15 protein-coding genes and 1 tRNA gene are annotated in these 16,596 nt (G+C 38.7%); 10 read left to right on the top strand and 6 right to left on the bottom strand.

Annotated features, from left to right (window positions below; all coding sequences use genetic code 11):
- Nucleotides 1-55: 55 nt before the first annotated feature.
- The 4 genes from PSF86_RS14065 (at nucleotide 56) to PSF86_RS14050 (ending at nucleotide 4,169) form a co-directional block, all read left to right on the top strand.
- Entirely contained in the window at nucleotides 56-1,963 is a 1,908-nt protein-coding gene (locus PSF86_RS14065) for a RecQ family ATP-dependent DNA helicase (protein ID WP_277900728.1), read from the top strand.
- Nucleotides 1,964-2,063: 100 nt separating this feature from the next.
- A complete protein-coding gene (fmt, locus tag PSF86_RS14060) occupies nucleotides 2,064-3,017 on the top strand; it encodes a methionyl-tRNA formyltransferase (protein WP_277900727.1) in 954 nt (317 codons plus the stop codon).
- A gap of 184 nt (nucleotides 3,018-3,201) precedes the next feature.
- Nucleotides 3,202-3,474 carry an HU family DNA-binding protein gene (locus tag PSF86_RS14055; protein WP_277900726.1) on the top strand — a complete coding sequence of 91 codons (273 nt, stop codon included), beginning with the start codon at nucleotides 3,202-3,204 and terminating at the stop codon, nucleotides 3,472-3,474.
- Between the two features lie 134 nt (nucleotides 3,475-3,608).
- Complete coding sequence (locus PSF86_RS14050; RefSeq protein WP_277900725.1) at nucleotides 3,609-4,169, top strand: YqgE/AlgH family protein; 561 nt, start codon at nucleotides 3,609-3,611, stop codon at nucleotides 4,167-4,169.
- Here PSF86_RS14050 and PSF86_RS14045 read toward each other — a convergent pair.
- Together PSF86_RS14045 and PSF86_RS14040 are read right to left on the bottom strand one after the other, a co-directional pair.
- Nucleotides 4,161-5,006, bottom strand: a complete 846-nt coding sequence (locus tag PSF86_RS14045) for an aminotransferase class IV (RefSeq protein ID WP_277900724.1) — start codon at nucleotides 5,004-5,006, stop codon at nucleotides 4,161-4,163. The genes PSF86_RS14050 and PSF86_RS14045 overlap by 9 nt on opposite strands.
- 56 nt (nucleotides 5,007-5,062) lie before the next feature.
- The gene (locus tag PSF86_RS14040; RefSeq protein ID WP_277900723.1) at nucleotides 5,063-5,446 is read right to left on the bottom strand and encodes an START-like domain-containing protein; all 384 of its coding nucleotides are present in this window, start codon (nucleotides 5,444-5,446) and stop codon (nucleotides 5,063-5,065) included.
- A 206-nt stretch (nucleotides 5,447-5,652) separates the two neighbouring features.
- On the opposite strand from PSF86_RS14040, the gene PSF86_RS14035 reads away from it, so the two are divergent.
- Nucleotides 5,653-5,726 (top strand) — tRNA-Met (locus PSF86_RS14035).
- A 174-nt stretch (nucleotides 5,727-5,900) separates the two neighbouring features.
- Nucleotides 5,901-7,397: an ArnT family glycosyltransferase gene (locus PSF86_RS14030; protein ID WP_277900722.1), complete on the top strand. Its 1,497-nt coding sequence runs from the start codon at nucleotides 5,901-5,903 to the stop codon at nucleotides 7,395-7,397.
- A gap of 34 nt (nucleotides 7,398-7,431) precedes the next feature.
- Here PSF86_RS14030 and PSF86_RS14025 read toward each other — a convergent pair whose 3' ends face one another.
- Nucleotides 7,432-7,890: a COG2426 family protein gene (locus PSF86_RS14025; protein WP_277900721.1), complete on the bottom strand. Its 459-nt coding sequence runs from the start codon at nucleotides 7,888-7,890 to the stop codon at nucleotides 7,432-7,434.
- Between the two features lie 328 nt (nucleotides 7,891-8,218).
- Between PSF86_RS14025 and PSF86_RS14020 the strand changes: the two genes are divergently transcribed.
- The 4 genes from PSF86_RS14020 (at nucleotide 8,219) to PSF86_RS14005 (ending at nucleotide 14,955) form a co-directional block, all read left to right on the top strand.
- On the top strand, nucleotides 8,219-9,301 hold the full coding sequence (locus PSF86_RS14020; protein ID WP_277900720.1) for an efflux RND transporter periplasmic adaptor subunit: 1,083 nt from the start codon (nucleotides 8,219-8,221) through the stop codon (nucleotides 9,299-9,301).
- Nucleotides 9,298-12,387: an efflux RND transporter permease subunit gene (locus PSF86_RS14015; protein ID WP_277900719.1), complete on the top strand. Its 3,090-nt coding sequence runs from the start codon at nucleotides 9,298-9,300 to the stop codon at nucleotides 12,385-12,387. The genes PSF86_RS14020 and PSF86_RS14015 overlap by 4 nt, the downstream gene beginning before the upstream one ends.
- Nucleotides 12,380-13,693 carry a TolC family protein gene (locus PSF86_RS14010; protein WP_277900884.1) on the top strand — a complete coding sequence of 438 codons (1,314 nt, stop codon included), beginning with the start codon at nucleotides 12,380-12,382 and terminating at the stop codon, nucleotides 13,691-13,693. Before PSF86_RS14015 ends, PSF86_RS14010 begins: the two co-directional genes overlap by 8 nt.
- A 161-nt stretch (nucleotides 13,694-13,854) precedes the next feature.
- Nucleotides 13,855-14,955, top strand: coding sequence for a formylglycine-generating enzyme family protein (locus PSF86_RS14005; protein WP_277900718.1), 1,101 nt, complete (start codon nucleotides 13,855-13,857; stop codon nucleotides 14,953-14,955).
- A gap of 3 nt (nucleotides 14,956-14,958) precedes the next feature.
- Here the strand turns inward: PSF86_RS14005 and PSF86_RS14000 are convergent, their stop codons facing one another.
- From PSF86_RS14000 to PSF86_RS13990, 3 genes are read right to left on the bottom strand one after another with little or no spacing between them, the layout of a single operon-like run.
- Nucleotides 14,959-15,435 carry an OsmC family protein gene (locus PSF86_RS14000; protein WP_277900717.1) on the bottom strand — a complete coding sequence of 159 codons (477 nt, stop codon included), beginning with the start codon at nucleotides 15,433-15,435 and terminating at the stop codon, nucleotides 14,959-14,961.
- Nucleotides 15,435-15,821, bottom strand: coding sequence for a VOC family protein (locus PSF86_RS13995; RefSeq protein WP_277900716.1), 387 nt, complete (start codon nucleotides 15,819-15,821; stop codon nucleotides 15,435-15,437). The genes PSF86_RS14000 and PSF86_RS13995 overlap by 1 nt, the downstream gene beginning before the upstream one ends.
- A gap of 17 nt (nucleotides 15,822-15,838) precedes the next feature.
- The gene (locus PSF86_RS13990; protein WP_277900715.1) at nucleotides 15,839-16,276 is read right to left on the bottom strand and encodes an SRPBCC family protein; all 438 of its coding nucleotides are present in this window, start codon (nucleotides 16,274-16,276) and stop codon (nucleotides 15,839-15,841) included.
- Nucleotides 16,277-16,596 lie beyond the last annotated feature (320 nt).

Here is a 16,596-nt window from a genome sequence, read left to right as displayed (position 1 = left end):
TATTTATTTTTATCTGAAAAAGCAGAAAAGTGTATTTTTTATCTAAAACAAGGAAATGAGTTTAAAAAAGGATCCGCGGGAGGTTCTAAAAGAGTTTTGGGGATTTTCTTCATTTAGGGATTCGCAGGAAGAAGTTGTCCATACCATTTTGAACAATCAAGATGTATTGGCCCTTTTGCCCACGGGTGGCGGCAAATCTATTTGCTATCAGGTCCCGGCCATGACAAAAGATGGAATTTGCATTGTTGTTTCCCCGTTGGTTGCCCTTATTAAAGATCAGGTAAATGCGCTAAAAAGCAAAGGGATCAAGGCAATAGCCCTGACGGGAGGCTTAAAATTTGAGGAGCTCGATGCACTTCTCGACAACTGTATATACGGAAATTACAAATTTTTATATGTATCGCCGGAGCGATTGCAACAGGACATAGTACAGGAACGGCTTAAGAACATGAATGTCAACCTTATTGCCATAGACGAGGCTCATTGTATCTCGCAATGGGGAAACGATTTTAGGCCCGCATACAGGAACTGCGCTGTTTTAAAAGATTTTTTTCCTAATGTGCCCATGGTTGCCTTAACGGCCTCGGCCACCAAAAGGGTTGCCAAGGATATAGTTGAAAACTTAAAGCTGGAAAGCCCTTCGACCATAAAAAAAACTTTTCAGCGAAAAAACATATCGTACCAAGTTTGCGAGAGCGAAGATAAAATATACAAGCTGGAACAGCTTTTAAAAGAACATCCGGGACCGGCCATTGTGTATGTTAGGAGTAGGCGCGCAACAGTTGAAACAAGCAACATTTTAAATAAAGTTGGCATGGCCGCCACATTTTTTCACGGCGGACTTACCAATGCCGAAAAAACTAAAAAGCTCGATGCATGGCTCAACGACCAATCGCGAATCATGGTAGCTACCAATGCCTTTGGAATGGGAATAGACAAAGCCGATGTAGAAACCATTGTCCACCTTAATTTTCCCGAATCGGTTGAAAGTTATTATCAAGAAGCCGGAAGGGCCGGAAGGAACGGCGAAAAGGCATATGCCGTTATCTTAAAAAACAGCAGCGATGAAATTCAACTAAAAAATCAGTTTGTTAAAACGCTCCCAAGTGTTGTATTTTTAAAACTCCTTTACAAAAAACTGAACAATTATTTCCAAATACCCTATGGCGAAGGCACTCATCAAACATTCCCGCTAAACTTTAACCAGTTTTGCCATACGTACCAGTTCAATACCATGCTTACCTACAACGGGCTTAGAGCGCTCGACCGGCATTCTGTCATTAGTTTTACCGAAATGCATTTAAAGAAAAGCAACATACAGTTTATATGCACCAACAATCAGTTGTTTTACTATTTGGACAATAATCCTTCCGCAGAAAATATCGTACAAACAATATTAAGGACCTATGGCGGTGTTTTTGACATGGAAACCAATATAAATACTTTATTGATTTCCAAAAAGGCCCATACTTTTGAAGAAAAAGTGCACCATACATTAGAACAACTAAAAAAAGACGGCATTATAACCTATGATGCCACGGACACCGATGCCAGCATTACCTTTTTGGTCCCTAGGGAAGACGACAATACCATTAATATGGTTGCCAAAGACATTGAACAACAAAACAAACTAAAAACACAACAAGTAGAAAGCGTGCTTGCGTATATCAATAACAATACTATTTGCAAAAGCATACAATTGTTGCGGTATTTTGATGAAAATGCAAATGATCCCTGCGGAATTTGTTCGGTTTGTACACAAAAAGAAGAACATATTTCTAAAGATATTTTGGCCATAGCCCAGGAAGAAGTTCTAAAGTGCCTGCAAAAAAAGCCCCTAAACTCCAAAGAGCTGGTTGAAGAAATAACGTTTAAAGAAGCATACATTCTAGAAGCTTTAAAAGCGCTTCTTTTTGAAGAAATAATTACAATAAATGCCAACAACCAATATTGCGTAAAATAAATCTCAAGCAGCTTTTTCTTTCAACTAGTCATTACATCAACACCATATTTTATACGAATCTAAGTATCTTTGACATCTGGAACTATTACGAAAAGACACGATGAGCAAAGAGTTACGAATTGTTTTTATGGGAACCCCCGATTTTGCAGTGGCCACCCTAAAACAAATTATAAATAGCAATTATAAGGTAGTTGGCGTTATAACGGCACCGGACAGGCCGGCAGGAAGAGGACGAAAGTTACAGCAATCGGCCATAAAGCAATATGCCCTCTCTCAAAACCTCAAAATATTACAGCCCACCAACTTAAAATATCCCGCTTTTTTAGAAGAACTAAAGCAACTGGATGCCAATGTACAAGTTGTGGTGGCCTTTAGGATGCTCCCAAAAGCCGTATGGGCCATGCCAAAATACGGCACCTTTAATCTCCACGCCTCTTTGTTGCCCGATTACCGGGGCGCAGCACCTATAAACTGGGCTATTATCAACGGCGAAAAGAAAACGGGGGTCACTACTTTTTTTATAGATGAAAAAATAGACACGGGTGCTATTGTCCTTCAGGAAGAAACAACCATTGCCCCCAATGAAAGCGCCGGTGTTTTACATGACAAACTCATGGAGATGGGAGCCGGACTTGTTGTAAAGACACTCCAACAAATACAAAATGGCACTGTAAGCACAAGGATACAGCCCCAAACTGCCGAATTTAAAACCGCATACAAACTAGACAAAGACAATACAAAAATAGACTGGAATAGCCCGACCGAAGAAATTTACAACTTAATAAGAGGCCTAAGCCCATACCCTACTGCTTGGACCTACCTTGAAAATGGCGGGGAAAATGCCGTTAATGTGAAAATATACAAAGCCGGTAAAGAAATAAAACAACACAACGAAAAAGCCGGTAGCGTATTTGCGAACAAGAACGAAGTACATGTTGCTACAAATGACGGATTTATCTTACTGAAAGAGATACAGTTACCCGGAAAACGAAAAATGAATATCAAAAATGTATTGAATGGATATGAATTTGACAAAAATTCCAAAATGCTGTAAGACCGCATTATTATTGAGATTGGAGAAACCGAACAAAAAAGCTCCACTTTATTAACAATATGACCAAGTTATCAACAAAAATCCGTATTTCCATTGATATTACTTGCGTGAGAAGTAAATCCGTATAAATTTGTGGTGCAATTAAATAAATGTTTAACCGTATATTCATTTAAATCTTTAAATTATGAACAAAACAGAATTAATCGATGCAATGGCTGCTGACGCAGGAATTACAAAAGCAGCAGCAAAGAAAGCATTAGAGTCTTTTTTAGGAAGCGTAGAAGGCACTCTTAAAAAAGGTGGAAGAGTATCTTTAGTAGGATTTGGATCATGGTCAGTATCTAAAAGATCTGCTAGGGAAGGTAGAAATCCTCAAACAGGAAAAACTATCAAAATTGCTGCTAAAAATGTAGTTAAATTTAAAGCGGGTGCAGAATTAGCAGGTGCTGTAAATTAATAAAAAATAGCTCAATATAGAGAATAAAAAGCGTCTAAATAGACGCTTTTTTTGGCTTTATTACGAAAAAATGCAGCATAAATATTTGTTGATTAACCTTTTTTTTATAGATTTAAAAGAAAATCCGATTGCTTATGGTTGCTTTAACTCCAAAGAAAGGCCATTTGCTTATTGCCGAGCCCTCTATAATTGGCGATGTAGCTTTCAACAGGTCAGTAGTACTGCTCGCTGAGCATAACGATGAAGGGTCTATAGGTTTCATTCTAAACAAGCCATTAGAGTTTAGGCTTAACGAATTGGTGCCCGAAATCAACAAATCGTTAAAAGTATACAACGGTGGCCCTGTAGAGCAGGACAATCTTTATTTTATACATAAAATCCCGGAACTTATATCCAATAGCATCGAAATTTCCAATGGCATATATTGGGGCGGTGATTTTGAAACGATTATCGACCTTATCAACCAAGGCGACATTAAGGACTCTGACATTAAGTTTTTCCTTGGCTATTCGGGTTGGGACATTATGCAGCTCGAAAAGGAGCTTTCCAGTAATTCATGGGTTGTTTCAGAAAACAAGTACAAAAGCAATATTATAAAAAAAGCACCAATGTATTTCTGGAAAGAAAAAATGTTGGAACTGGGCGGCGATTACCTTCTTTGGTCGAATGCCCCAGAAAACCCCGTGTTAAATTAGCCGTGCTTTAGCGTTCAATCTTCCTAAAAGTTGTTTTGCCACTTCGTTTGTATATAATTTTTTACGGTATTTGGTTATCGACGTAATTCCCGAAATAACATTTGTTAAAAATAACTCATCGGCTTTTTGAAGCTCAAATGGAGATATTACTGCCTCTGTTATTTCCAGGCCTTCGGTTTTTTCAATGATATCGATTAATTGTTTCCTTAAAACCCCATTTAGGCAACCTTCGGTAATTGGTGGCGTTTTTACGGTATGTCCTTTCACCAAAAACAAGTTTCCGTTTGTCGCTTCAATTACATTTTTATGTTCGTTGACCAACAAGCAATTGTCATAGCCATTTTCTTTTGCAAAAATCCCTGCCAAAACATTTACAATTTTATTGTTGGACTTTAAAGTGGACAATAAACCTGAGTTAACATAATGATCTTTAAATAATTCAACCTCATAGGGTTGCGTGTTCAAAACATAAAAAGGGTTTTCTATTTTTTTTGCTTCAATAATATACAACACATTATTGGTTGCAGGAGTATACAGGCCGCCATTTTCCCTAAAAACCGTAAAGCGGACCCTTACAGCTTGGTCTTGCAACTCATTGTTTTCAATTGTATTTTCAATTTGCTGTTGTAGGAACTCCATGGTAAAGTTCATCGGGATGTCCATCCGCAGTATTCGCATGGATGCCATTAAACGCAAATAATGGGGCTCCCAAAAGAAAATTTTGTTGTTTACAACCCGTATTGTCTCAAACAGGGCATCTCCGTAGCGTAACCCCCTATTCGCTCCGTTTAAGAAATTGGCATTGTTTTCCAGTAGCTGCCCGTTAAAATTTATCATAAAAAAGTGCCTTGAAAATTTCAAGGCACAAATATACTTTTTATGATCAAGGATTCCTAAGCAGACCCCAATACTTGTTTTAAGTCGGATATTTGGTTTTCCCAAAGCATTTTTGCCTCGTCAACTTCATCTTCCTCCGTAAAATCGGTAATCATTAAAGATACATCTTTGGTAATTTCGTCTACCACGATTTTAATTTCGAAGAACGTATCTTCATCGCTTTCTACCCATTTAAACTTAACCAGTTCGCCGCTTTTTTTTCTTACCAGCTTGGCCTGTTCTTCGGTTCCGTCCCAAATAAATGTAAAAAGCTCTCCGCGCGAGTTTACATTATCGGCAAACCACTCTGATAGCCCGGAGGGTGTAGAAATATATTGGTATAGCAGTTGAGGTGAGGAGTGTATAGGGAACTCTAATTCATATTTAACTTTCTCTTCCATACGTTGATCTTTTTATAAAGTGACAATATAATTATTTCTAATTAACTAGTTCAATTTTTTTAAATAAAAATATTTTTCGTGTTTGGTTTGATTCGGATAAATTTGTTTTTATATTTGCACCCGCCTAACAAAAATAGGCGCGTACATAAAGGCAATGTAGCTCATCCCAACAATCAGCGGGAGGTTAGGGGTGCCGAAGACAAAATGGCGAGGTAGCTCAGTTGGTTAGAGCGTCGGATTCATAACCCGGAGGTCTCGAGTTCAAATCTCGATCTCGCTACTGGGAAAAAAGCTTTACAGAAATGTAAGGCTTTTTTTTATGTTTTTTCCTGACCTAAAGAAGGTTACCATAAAAATTAACTTCAATTTATAATATCATTTTTCTTACTATATAATATTATTTTTCTTACTTTGCAGCATCATAAAATAGATTCTATCTATAGCGTTAACTATAATGAATATAAAAGGTCTCCCCCCATATCGTTCCTTTAAAGGCTATTCTTATGTCTTTGTATTATTATTAATTGCCGTTTTATTGATTAGGTTTCCCTTTTTTTTCCGGGATTATATAGACCGTGACGAAAGTACTTTCATCCTTATGGGACAATCCATAGTGGACGGTTACCTACCTTATATAAAACTCTGGGACCTAAAACCCCCGTTGCTTTTTTATTTTTTTGCAGGGATCATCTTCTTGTTTGGCAAAAGTTTTCTTGCTATTCGCTTTATTGGTTGTGTGCTTATTAGCATATCGGCTTTTGTTGTATACAAAATGCTAAAAGAAATATCCAGCAAAAAAATTGCGCTTTTGGGAGGTGTCCTGTTTATTATAACCGCTAGCCTCTTTGGTAACATACAAGGCGTAATGAGCGAACATATTTCCATATTCTTTTTTATACCCGCTCTTTTTATATTGTGGAAAAACCATACCAATTATGTAAGTCTTTTTTTTGTAGGGCTATTACTGGGCTGTTCCATGATGACCAAACTTAATATGGCATACCCTGCATTGTTATTGGGGATTTTTCTGTGCATTAATAAATTATACCACGAAAATATCGTCAAGGCCTTTTTAAGTGGTTTCTTTTTGCTTTTTGGCACCTTGTTGACCATAACCATAACGGCCATTCCTTACCTATTAACCTCGAATTTCAATGTATGGTGGAATTCTGTCATCCTGGCCCCCATTGCCTATAATCCGGCCAGTTCGCTTATTACCAAACTGGTTTTATCTTTCTTTGTGGTATGTGCCATAGGGGTTGCTTATATTCTTTACAAAAAATACAATCACCATATTAAAAAAATACAGCGCTTATATGTCCTAATTGTTTTATCGTTAATAGGAGTATTGATTTCTTTTATTGATGCTGGAAAAGTCAACGGGCATTATTTAATACAGGTATTTCCATTTTTAATTGTATGCCTCATGATTTGGCTTTACAACACAAGGTTTAAAAATTATATTTCATTAAAACTGATAACCATTCTGCTGATTATTACCCCAATGGAATCTTATGTTGAATACGGCACTTTGGCCAACAGGCTTGTTCAGGGAAAAACGCTTTATAACGAAGAAGGTTTTGAAATACCCGAATATTTTACAAAAACACATGTTAATCCCAATAATATACTTTTTGTTGATTACCATATTGGTTATTGGCTGATGAACGAAAACATTCCCTCCAAGGCAATGACGCACCCCAGTAATTTATATCGGGAAGCGCTTTTTCCATACATGGGCATACATTCGTCTTCGAGTGAAGAAGAAATATTTCGCATCTTCAATATTGTAAAACCAGAATATATTGTAGGGCCGGACCCTGATTATTTGTTTTCAAAAAAAGAAAAAGATTATCCCTTGGAAAGCTCTATTTTCGACCGCTTATTGATAAGCAAATACCGTTTGCAAAAAACCATTGGCAATGCAGGCATCTATAAAAGAAAAATTTAGCACATTTTAATTCAATACGGCGCAGCAAATTAACTTAATTTATCCCGTGGTATGTAGCCATTGTCATTCCCCAAACCATTGCACACGACAAAAATATCCCAATGGTATTTGCCAAAAAAGCCTGTTGGTATGGCATCCTAAACAAATAAGCGGCAATGCTTCCTGCGTATACACCGGTACCGGGTATTGGCAGCATTACAAATATCAAGATTCCATAGAAACCAAATTTCCCTACGTTAGTCCCAGCCCCTTTTTTTATCCTGCGTGCAACTTTAATGGCGCTTTTTTTGTAAAAATTCCATTTTAGCAAATGTGCGTTCATATAATCCAAAAAAAACATCATTATTGGGTACACCAATACATTTGCCGCAAAACATACTAAAAAAGACAGGTAAATATTTACATTATTGAATATGGCATATGGAATACCAACTTTTGCCTCGCCAAAGGGGGATACACTCCACAGCATGGCCACGAGTATTTCAGCAATCATTTTTTTTATCAAATATATAAATTATGGCAAAGGAAAATATTTTTTTTCTGATAATTATCAAAAAGACAAAAACAGTTACGGACCTACATCGTATTAAAATTGATTCTTTAAACCTTAGCCAAACGCTATTTTTTATAGAATCGGCAATATTCACATAAAAAAATCAATCACCTCATAATCAAAAACGTTAAAATTAAAACTTTAACAAACTTTAACTTGTATCATACGCAAAATTCCATTCATTTTGAAGCTTCGATGAATTTGAAGCCTTTTTATAGGCCGGTTCATGCTAAAACCCTATTTAAAACGTACTAACTATTTACCCCTCATGAAAGTAAAATACATAGTTTATCTATTGTTGATTATTGGTATTGGCGGCCTCATAGGCTACCGGATCTATAAAAATAATGAACAAAATACCGGTCCCTTAAAAAGTGGCAACGCCTCATCCATAAAAGTTGGTGGCATGGTGCTAAAACCACAGGAGTTTAAGGACAACCTCTCTCTTTCGGGTTCGCTCGAAGCCAATGAGCAAATTGAAATCCGCAGTGAAGTTTCAGGAGTGGTAGAAAGCATTAATTTTGAAGAGGGAAGCAAAGTAAGCGAAGGGCAAATATTGGTAAAGGTAAACGATATTGAACTACGTGCCCAGCTATCAAAAGCAAAAACAGCACAAAAACTTGCTGCCGAGAACGAAAGAAGGGCAAAACTTCTTTTGGAAAAGCAGGCTATTAGCCAAGAAGAATACGATGTTGCCAGTGCCGACCTACAATCGGCGCAAGCAGAATCCGACCTAATCGCGGCGCAGCTCTCCAAAACTTCCATCAGGGCCCCTTTTTCCGGCACCATTGGGTTGCGGTCCATATCAAAAGGAAGTTATGTAACCCCGGTTACCATTATTGCAAAGCTGGTAAATACAAAACGCTTAAAACTTACCTTTTCCATACCCGAAAAATATGCATCGCGCATGCAGCTTAATAGCACTTTTACCTTTACAACCACCAACAACACAGAAGAGCATACCGCTAAAATCTATGCCATAGAACCCGAAGTGGAAGTTGCCACACGAACATTAAAAATGCGCGCCATAACAGACAATAGCGAACAAAAGTTGTACCCTGGAATGTACGTAAACGTTAACCTTCCCCTAGAAACCGTTACTAATGCATTAATGGTACCTACGGAGGCTTTAATACCGATACAAAACGGGAAAAAGATTTTTATAGCGCGCAATGGAAGGGCTCAGGAAATAGAAGTACAGACCGGAGCCCGTACAGACCGTTATGTCCGGGTACTTTCTGGGCTTAAACCCGGAGATACCATTCTAACATATGGCGTAATGGCCCTCGACAATGGTACGCCCGTAAAACTAGACCTCATTAATCCAGACGCTAGCACAGAAAATCCATGAATCTTTCTACCATAAGTATTAAACGTCCGGTTCTAACCATTGTAATGAATATATCAATTATCCTGTTCGGGATTATTGGTTATACCTTTTTGGGAGTTCGGGAATTCCCTTCCATAGATCCGGCCCAAGTATCCGTAAGAACAAATTACGCAGGTGCCAATGCCGATATTATTGAATCTCAAATTACGGAGCCTCTAGAAAAATCCATTAATTCCATTGACGGAATCCGGAACATTACCTCTTCAAGTATTCAAGGTTCCAGCAGGATTAATATTGAGTTCAACTTAGATAAAAACCTAGAAGAAGCGGCCAACGATGTTCGGGACAAAGTTTCCCAAGCCGTGCGCAGCCTCCCCGATGACATTGATGCGCCTCCGGTGGTTTCGAAGGCAGATGCCGATGCCCAGCGTATTTTGTCAATGACCGTTCAGAGCGACACCAAGAACATACTTGAACTTTCTGATTATGCCGAAAACGTAATCGCCCAGCGTATCGAAACCATTCAAGGGGTGAGCAGCGTTCAAATTTGGGGACAGCGCAAATATGCCATGCGGCTGTGGATAGACCCCGTAAAATTAGCTTCTTACGGAGCTACCGTTGCCGATGTGCGCAATGCATTGTTGGCTCAGAATGTAGAATTGCCTTCTGGGAAACTCACGGGCAACAATACCGAGTTGACCGTTAAAACAATAGGCAACCTTTCTACAGAAGAAGGCTTTAACAACATTATCATTTTAGCCGAAGGAGAAAAAGTAGTTCGCTTTAGCGATGTTGGTAAAGCAACCCTTGAAGGCGAAAATATGGAAACGAAAATGAGCGACTCCGGCCAGCCCATGGTAGCCGTTGCCGTAATACCCCAACCCGGAACAAACTATTTGGACATTGCCGATGCTTTTTACAAAGAATACGACAAATTGAAAAAAGACCTTCCCGAAGGCTTTAAGCTAAATGTTGTAATCGATGATACAATTTTTGTTAGAAAAGCAGTTAGTGAAGTTGCCGAAACACTTGTAATTTCGATTATTCTGGTAATTTTGGTAATCTTCCTTTTCTTTAGAAACTGGTCCATGGCATTACGTCCGCTTATCGATATTCCGGTTTCGTTAATTGCTACCTTTTTTATCATGTGGGCCTTGGGATATTCCATTAACGTGCTTACGCTTTTGGCCATTGTTCTTGCTACCGGCCTGGTGGTTGATGATGGAATTGTTGTTACCGAAAATATATACAAAAAAGTAGAAGAAGGCATGAGCCCCATAGAGGCGGCTATTAAAGGATCTAATGAGATTTTCTTTGCCGTAATATCCATATCCATTACTTTGGCGGCCGTATTTTTACCGGTTATTTTCTTGGAAGGCTTTGTTGGAAGGTTATTTAGGGAATTTGGCGTAGTGCTGGCTGCTGCCGTATTGGTATCTGCTTTTGTTTCCCTTACGCTTACCCCCATGCTGAACGCGTATTTAATGAAGCCCGGAAAGCAAAAACACTCAAAATTCTACAACATTACAGAAAACTACTTTGTTGCAATGAACAAAGGTTACGCCAGCTCATTAAGTGGTTTTATGAAACGCAAATGGCTTAGTTTCCCCATTTTATTGGCATGTATTGTAATGATTGGCCTATTTTACAATATTCTTCAGAAGGAAACCGCTCCTTATGAAGACCGTGGTTTTGTAAGCTTAAACGTAAGTGCCCCCGAAGGGTCTTCATATGAGTACATGGACCGGTACATGACACATATTACAAAACTCATCAACGATTCCATTCCGGAGAAAAAAGTAAGCCTCATATTAACCTCGCCAGGATTTGGCACTTCCTCCGTAAATAGCGGAAGGGCTTTTATCGCCTTAGAAGATGTGCACGACCGGGAACGTTCCCAGCACGAAATAGCCAATGATCTTGGACGGTGGACCAAAAGTTATGTCGGTGCAAAAACCAGTGTGTCCGAAAAACCCACAATTTCCGTAAACCGCCGTGGCGGGCCACCCATTCAATACATCATTCAGGCTCCTAATTTTGAAAAATTAGAAGAAAAAATCCCTGAATTCATGAAGGAAGCCGAAAACGATCCCACTTTTTCTTATACGGATGTAGACCTCAAATTTAATAAACCGGAAATCTACGTAACCATCAACAGGGAAAAAGCCGAAAGCTTGGGAGTTTCTGTACGCGATGTTGCACAGACCCTGCAATTATCGTTGAGTGGCCAACGCTTTGGGTATTTCCTCATGAACGGAAAGCAATATCAGGTAATAGGCCAGTTTGATAAAAAAGACCGGGCAACGCCTACCGACCTTACTTCTATTTTTGTTAAAAACAAAGAAGGCCAATTAATTCAGTTGGACAACCTCGTTACAACATCAGAACATAGTAGTCCGCCACAATTGTTTCATAATAACCGGTATCTTTCTGCAACGGTTTCGGCCAGTCTTGCTCCGGGAAAAAGCATAAGCGATGGAATAAATGCCATGAATAAAATCAAGGAAAAAGTTCTCGACGAATCCTTTACAACAGACCTCGGTGGCGAATCCAGGGATTTTGTAGAAAGCAGCTCGAATACCATGTACGCCTTTGGACTTGCACTTTTGCTGATTTTTTTAATTCTCTCGGCACAATTTGAAAGTTTTATCGATCCGTTAATTATTATTTTAACGGTCCCAATGGCGGTGGCCGGAGCAGTATTTTCTTTGTGGCTTTTTGGGCAAACCTGGAACATTTTCAGCCAAATTGGTACCATTATGCTTATTGGCCTGGTAACCAAAAACGGTATTTTAATTGTTGAATTTGCCAACCAGCTCCGTGAAGAAGGCGTTCCCAAAGAGCAGGCCATTGTTAGGGCGGCAGAATCGCGTTTGCGACCCATATTAATGACAAGTTTAACCATTGCCTTGGGCGCACTGCCCATTGCGCTGTCCTTAGGTGCCGCTTCTACAAGTAGGATTGGCATGGGCGTCGTTATTATTGGGGGGACCATGTTCTCGCTTATCTTAACGTTGTATATTATTCCCGCAATCTATTCTATGTGGTCTAAAACCAAAAAGCTTAAAACCGAATATGAAGCTCTTGATAAATATGAAAATGAATAAAAGCACCTCATTATTGCTGCTAGTTTTTGGCTTCTTTATTTTTTATGGATATGCTCAGGAGGCTGAAATCTTAACTGCTGAAAATGCCATAGCCATTACACTCGAAAACAACTATGAAATAAGGCTCGCAAAAAACGACCTAAAAATAGACGAAGTCAACACATCTCCCGGGTTTGCAGGAATGCTCCCGCGGGTAAACGCATCCTTAGACGATAACAACAGTGTATTAAACCTTACACAAACCAGATCGGACGGAACCGTAAATGCACTCGACAATGCCAAAAACAATAATTTGAGCTATGGTGTAGCGTTGGATTGGACTCTTTTTGATGGTTTTGGGATGTTTGCAAAATACGATCAGTTAAAAGAGAATAAAAAACTGGGCGATGCAGAATTAAAAAAATCTATTTTAACCAATGTAAGCAGTGTACTTGTAACTTACTACGATCTTGTACAGCAGCAACAGCAACTTGCTGCTTTAGATAGCACACTTGTAATCTCGCAACAAAGGGTTGAACTCGCTCAAAATAGGTTTACCATTGGTAAAGCTTCCAAACTGGAAGTGCTGAATGCCCAAGTTGATTTAAATACAGATCAAACCCTCATGCTGAAGCAAAAGGAAATTTATGCCAATACAAAAGTAGAATTAAATCAATTACTTGCCCGCGACAATAAAACCGAATTTAAAGTGGTAGACAATATCACGGTAGATGAAGACTTATTTTTGCCACAACTGGAAAGCATGGCAAAAGAAGGCAACCCCGAATTAATGGCCCAGGTTATAAACAAGCGTATTGCCGAACTGAAACTCAAACAGGTCAAATCGCTCCGTTATCCTTCATTAATAGCTACAACTGGATATAATTTTAGCGAATCGGAATCCAGTTTAGGGTTTACCACCAATTCTTCTTCTCATGGATTTAATTATGGCTTTGGCGTTAACTTAACCGTTTTTAATGGCTTCAACCAAAATAGAAACGAAAAAATTGCCAAAATTAAAATAGACAATAGCAAATTGCTTATTGAACAACAGGAAAGAACCCTTTTATCTCAATTAAGTATTGCCTACCAAACCTATCAAACCAATTTAAATCTTATTGAACTAGAGCGGAACAATGAGGCCATTGCCAAAGAAAATTTGGAGATAACCATGGAAAAATACCGTATAGGTGCCATCCCAACCATAGAATTTAGAACAGCTCAGCTTAATTACATCAATGCACAATTACGCTTTAGCAATGCCAATTTCCAGGCCAAATTGTCTGAAATAGCGCTAAAATCATTATCGGGGAGCCTTCCGCTATAGTTTTTATAGAAAAGTCTGCATATACGGGAATAACAATACATTAAAACCAAAGAACACTCTGGGCAAAGCACAAAAATAGGTGCTGCCGTTATTTTAATAATTAAGATGTTTTTTTGAAAACACTTTTGTAAGTTTATACTGTACAATTTAAAAAATAAAGAATGAAATTATTTCGTTTAATCGCTTTTCTTACCCTCGGATTTATACTAACGCAATGCAAGCAGGACAAAAAAGCTTCTGTTGAAGAAATTACAACAAAAGAAACTGCTTCCCTTCCACAGGAAAAGCCCAAGGACATAAAAACCCCAAAGGGAATGATCTGGGTTCCGGGAGGCAACTTTACACAAGGTGCAAGGAACGGCGACGACAAGGCACTTTCTCATGAAAGGCCGGCTCATCCCGTTCATATAGATGGATTTTTTATGGACGAAACAGAGGTTACCAACGATGAATATGCAAAATTTGTTGAAGAAACAGGTTATGTAACAGTTGCCGAAAGACCCGTTGATTGGGAGGAATTAAAAAAACAAGTCCCACCGGGGACACCAAAACCTCATGATTCTTTATTGCAACCAGGTTCTCTGGTATTTAAAAAAACCAAAACGAGCGTTCCAAATCTATACGATTTTTCCCAATGGTGGGAATGGAAAATCGGGGCCAACTGGAGACACCCAAAAGGGCCCGGAAGTACCATTGAAGGAAAGGGAGACTATCCCGTTGTACATATTGCTTACGAAGATGCCTTGGCGTATTGCAAATGGGCCGGAAAAAGACTTCCAACAGAAGCCGAATGGGAATTTGCGGCCAATGGCGGTTTAAAAAACACTTTGTATTCTTGGGGAAATGACACAGAAAAACTTACTGTTGAAGCCAATACATGGAATGGGGAATTCCCCACAGAAAACACCGAAGAAGACGGATACGAAAACAAAGCCCCCGTAAAATCTTTCCCTGCCAATTCTTACGGATTGTACGAAATGTCAGGAAATGTTTGGGAATGGACACAAGACTGGTACAATGTAGATTATTACAAGCAGTTATTAGACCAAGGAGTGGTGAACAACCCATATGGGGCAAAATCTCCATACAACCCAAACAATCCGCTTGTAGAAGAAAAGGTAATAAAAGGTGGCTCTTTTTTATGCAGTGCCAGCTATTGTTCCAGTTACAGAATATCTGCAAGAATGGCAACAGCTACCGATTCTGGGCAGGAACACCTTGGTTTTAGAACTGTTGCAACGCCAGACATGCTTAAAAACTAAGCCTTAAGGTACGGCCACATTTACAACCGGGCTATGATCTATTTTAAAATTGCAGGAATTGGCTATAAAACAATATTCATTTGCTTTATGGTGTAAATCCATAGCCTTTTCCTTCATAGATTCTTCCTCAACTTCTATTACCGGGTTTAGTACCACTTTGGTAAAACGGCCACCCCCATTTTTTGTTTCTTCCATAATACCAGACGGTGTGTCTTTGTAACTTTTAACCACCACGCCCGATATTGCACAAAAATGTAAATACCAAAGCATATGGCAACTCGAAAGTGAAGATAAAAACAATTCTTCAGGATTGTATTTGTCTTTATCGCCCCGAAAAGCAGGATCGGAAGAGGCTTGGATCAATGGTTTATTGTCAGAATTAATGGTGTGGCTCCGCTCGTAGGAACGGTAATCTATTGTTCCCTTCCCTAAGTTTCCCGTCCACCGTATGGTTGTTTTGTACTCGTGTTGTTTGTTCATTATTCTTCTATAACCGATAAAATATTACCCGAAGGATCTTTAAACCATGCTATGTTTGGCCCTTCATTTTTGTTTGAAGACCTAAAAATACCTCTTTTATCGGTTTTAGGGTACTCGTACTGCTCCATTTTTATTCCTATTGATACCAAAAATTCTACGGCATCATCAATATTGTTTACTGTAAAATTCAATACCGTAAAATTTGCAGCTTGGTGCGCATCTCCTTTCGGATAAGCAATAACTTCATTTCCGCCTTTTAAATGCAATTCCAAGGTTCCCATTTCGTTTACCGAAGTATCCAACCCCAATTTATCGCCATAAAATTGTTTTGCCTCGTCAATATCATGTACAGAAAAACTTGAAAATGTGCTTGTTTCATTTAACATCTTATTATTGTTTAAAATTAATCTGCTTCAGAAAGCTCTTTTATTTTTTCCATGGCCAATGGCCAGGTTTTGTCAAAATAATCTATATAATCCTCGGTTATGTCCATATCCACTTTTAAAAGCGTTTCCCCGTTTACAGGTTCCAATCTATAATTTTCATGGGCTCCGCACCACTCGCTTTCTTCCTTTCCAATTACTTCTTTCCCTTTGTGCACTTCGCCCAAATGTTGAAAGGACATATATTCATATGGAATTTTTCTTGCTATTTTACTTACAATCCCATCATCATCCTTACCTAAGAAAAAAATCTTGTCTCCTTCCTCCCAATTAGATTCGGCCCTGGAACCTTCGCCAAAAGCAGCACTCCATTGCACATACGTATCGTTGTTCCATAATACTTCCCATACTTTTTTTCGGGAAACCGCTATTTTAATTGTATAGACTTGTTTTTTCATTGTTATAATTTTTTAATTTGTTGGCATTTTTCCATATCCATATACAACATGCTCCAACGGTGCCCATCTGCATCCTGAAAACCAAAAGCATACATTCCACCCTTGCGATTTGGCGGGTTCGTCATGAACCTTTCCTCGGGCTTTTTACCTTGACCGCCAATACTGATTTTAAAAATTTACACTATAAAATTACTGATATTGTACGCTTTAAGCAATGGGCAATTACGGCAATTTATGAGGCGTATTGCGTAAAAATTTTTCATTTAAGACCTATGTTCGCATTTTGTGAAATAAAAACACAGATGCTTTTACCGCTATTT

This window comes from Galbibacter pacificus (assembly GCF_029603165.1).
Classification (GTDB): Bacteria; Bacteroidota; Bacteroidia; order Flavobacteriales; family Flavobacteriaceae; genus Galbibacter; species Galbibacter pacificus.
Note: the sequence above shows the minus strand (reverse complement) of the source record. Positions and strands in the feature narration are given on the sequence as shown.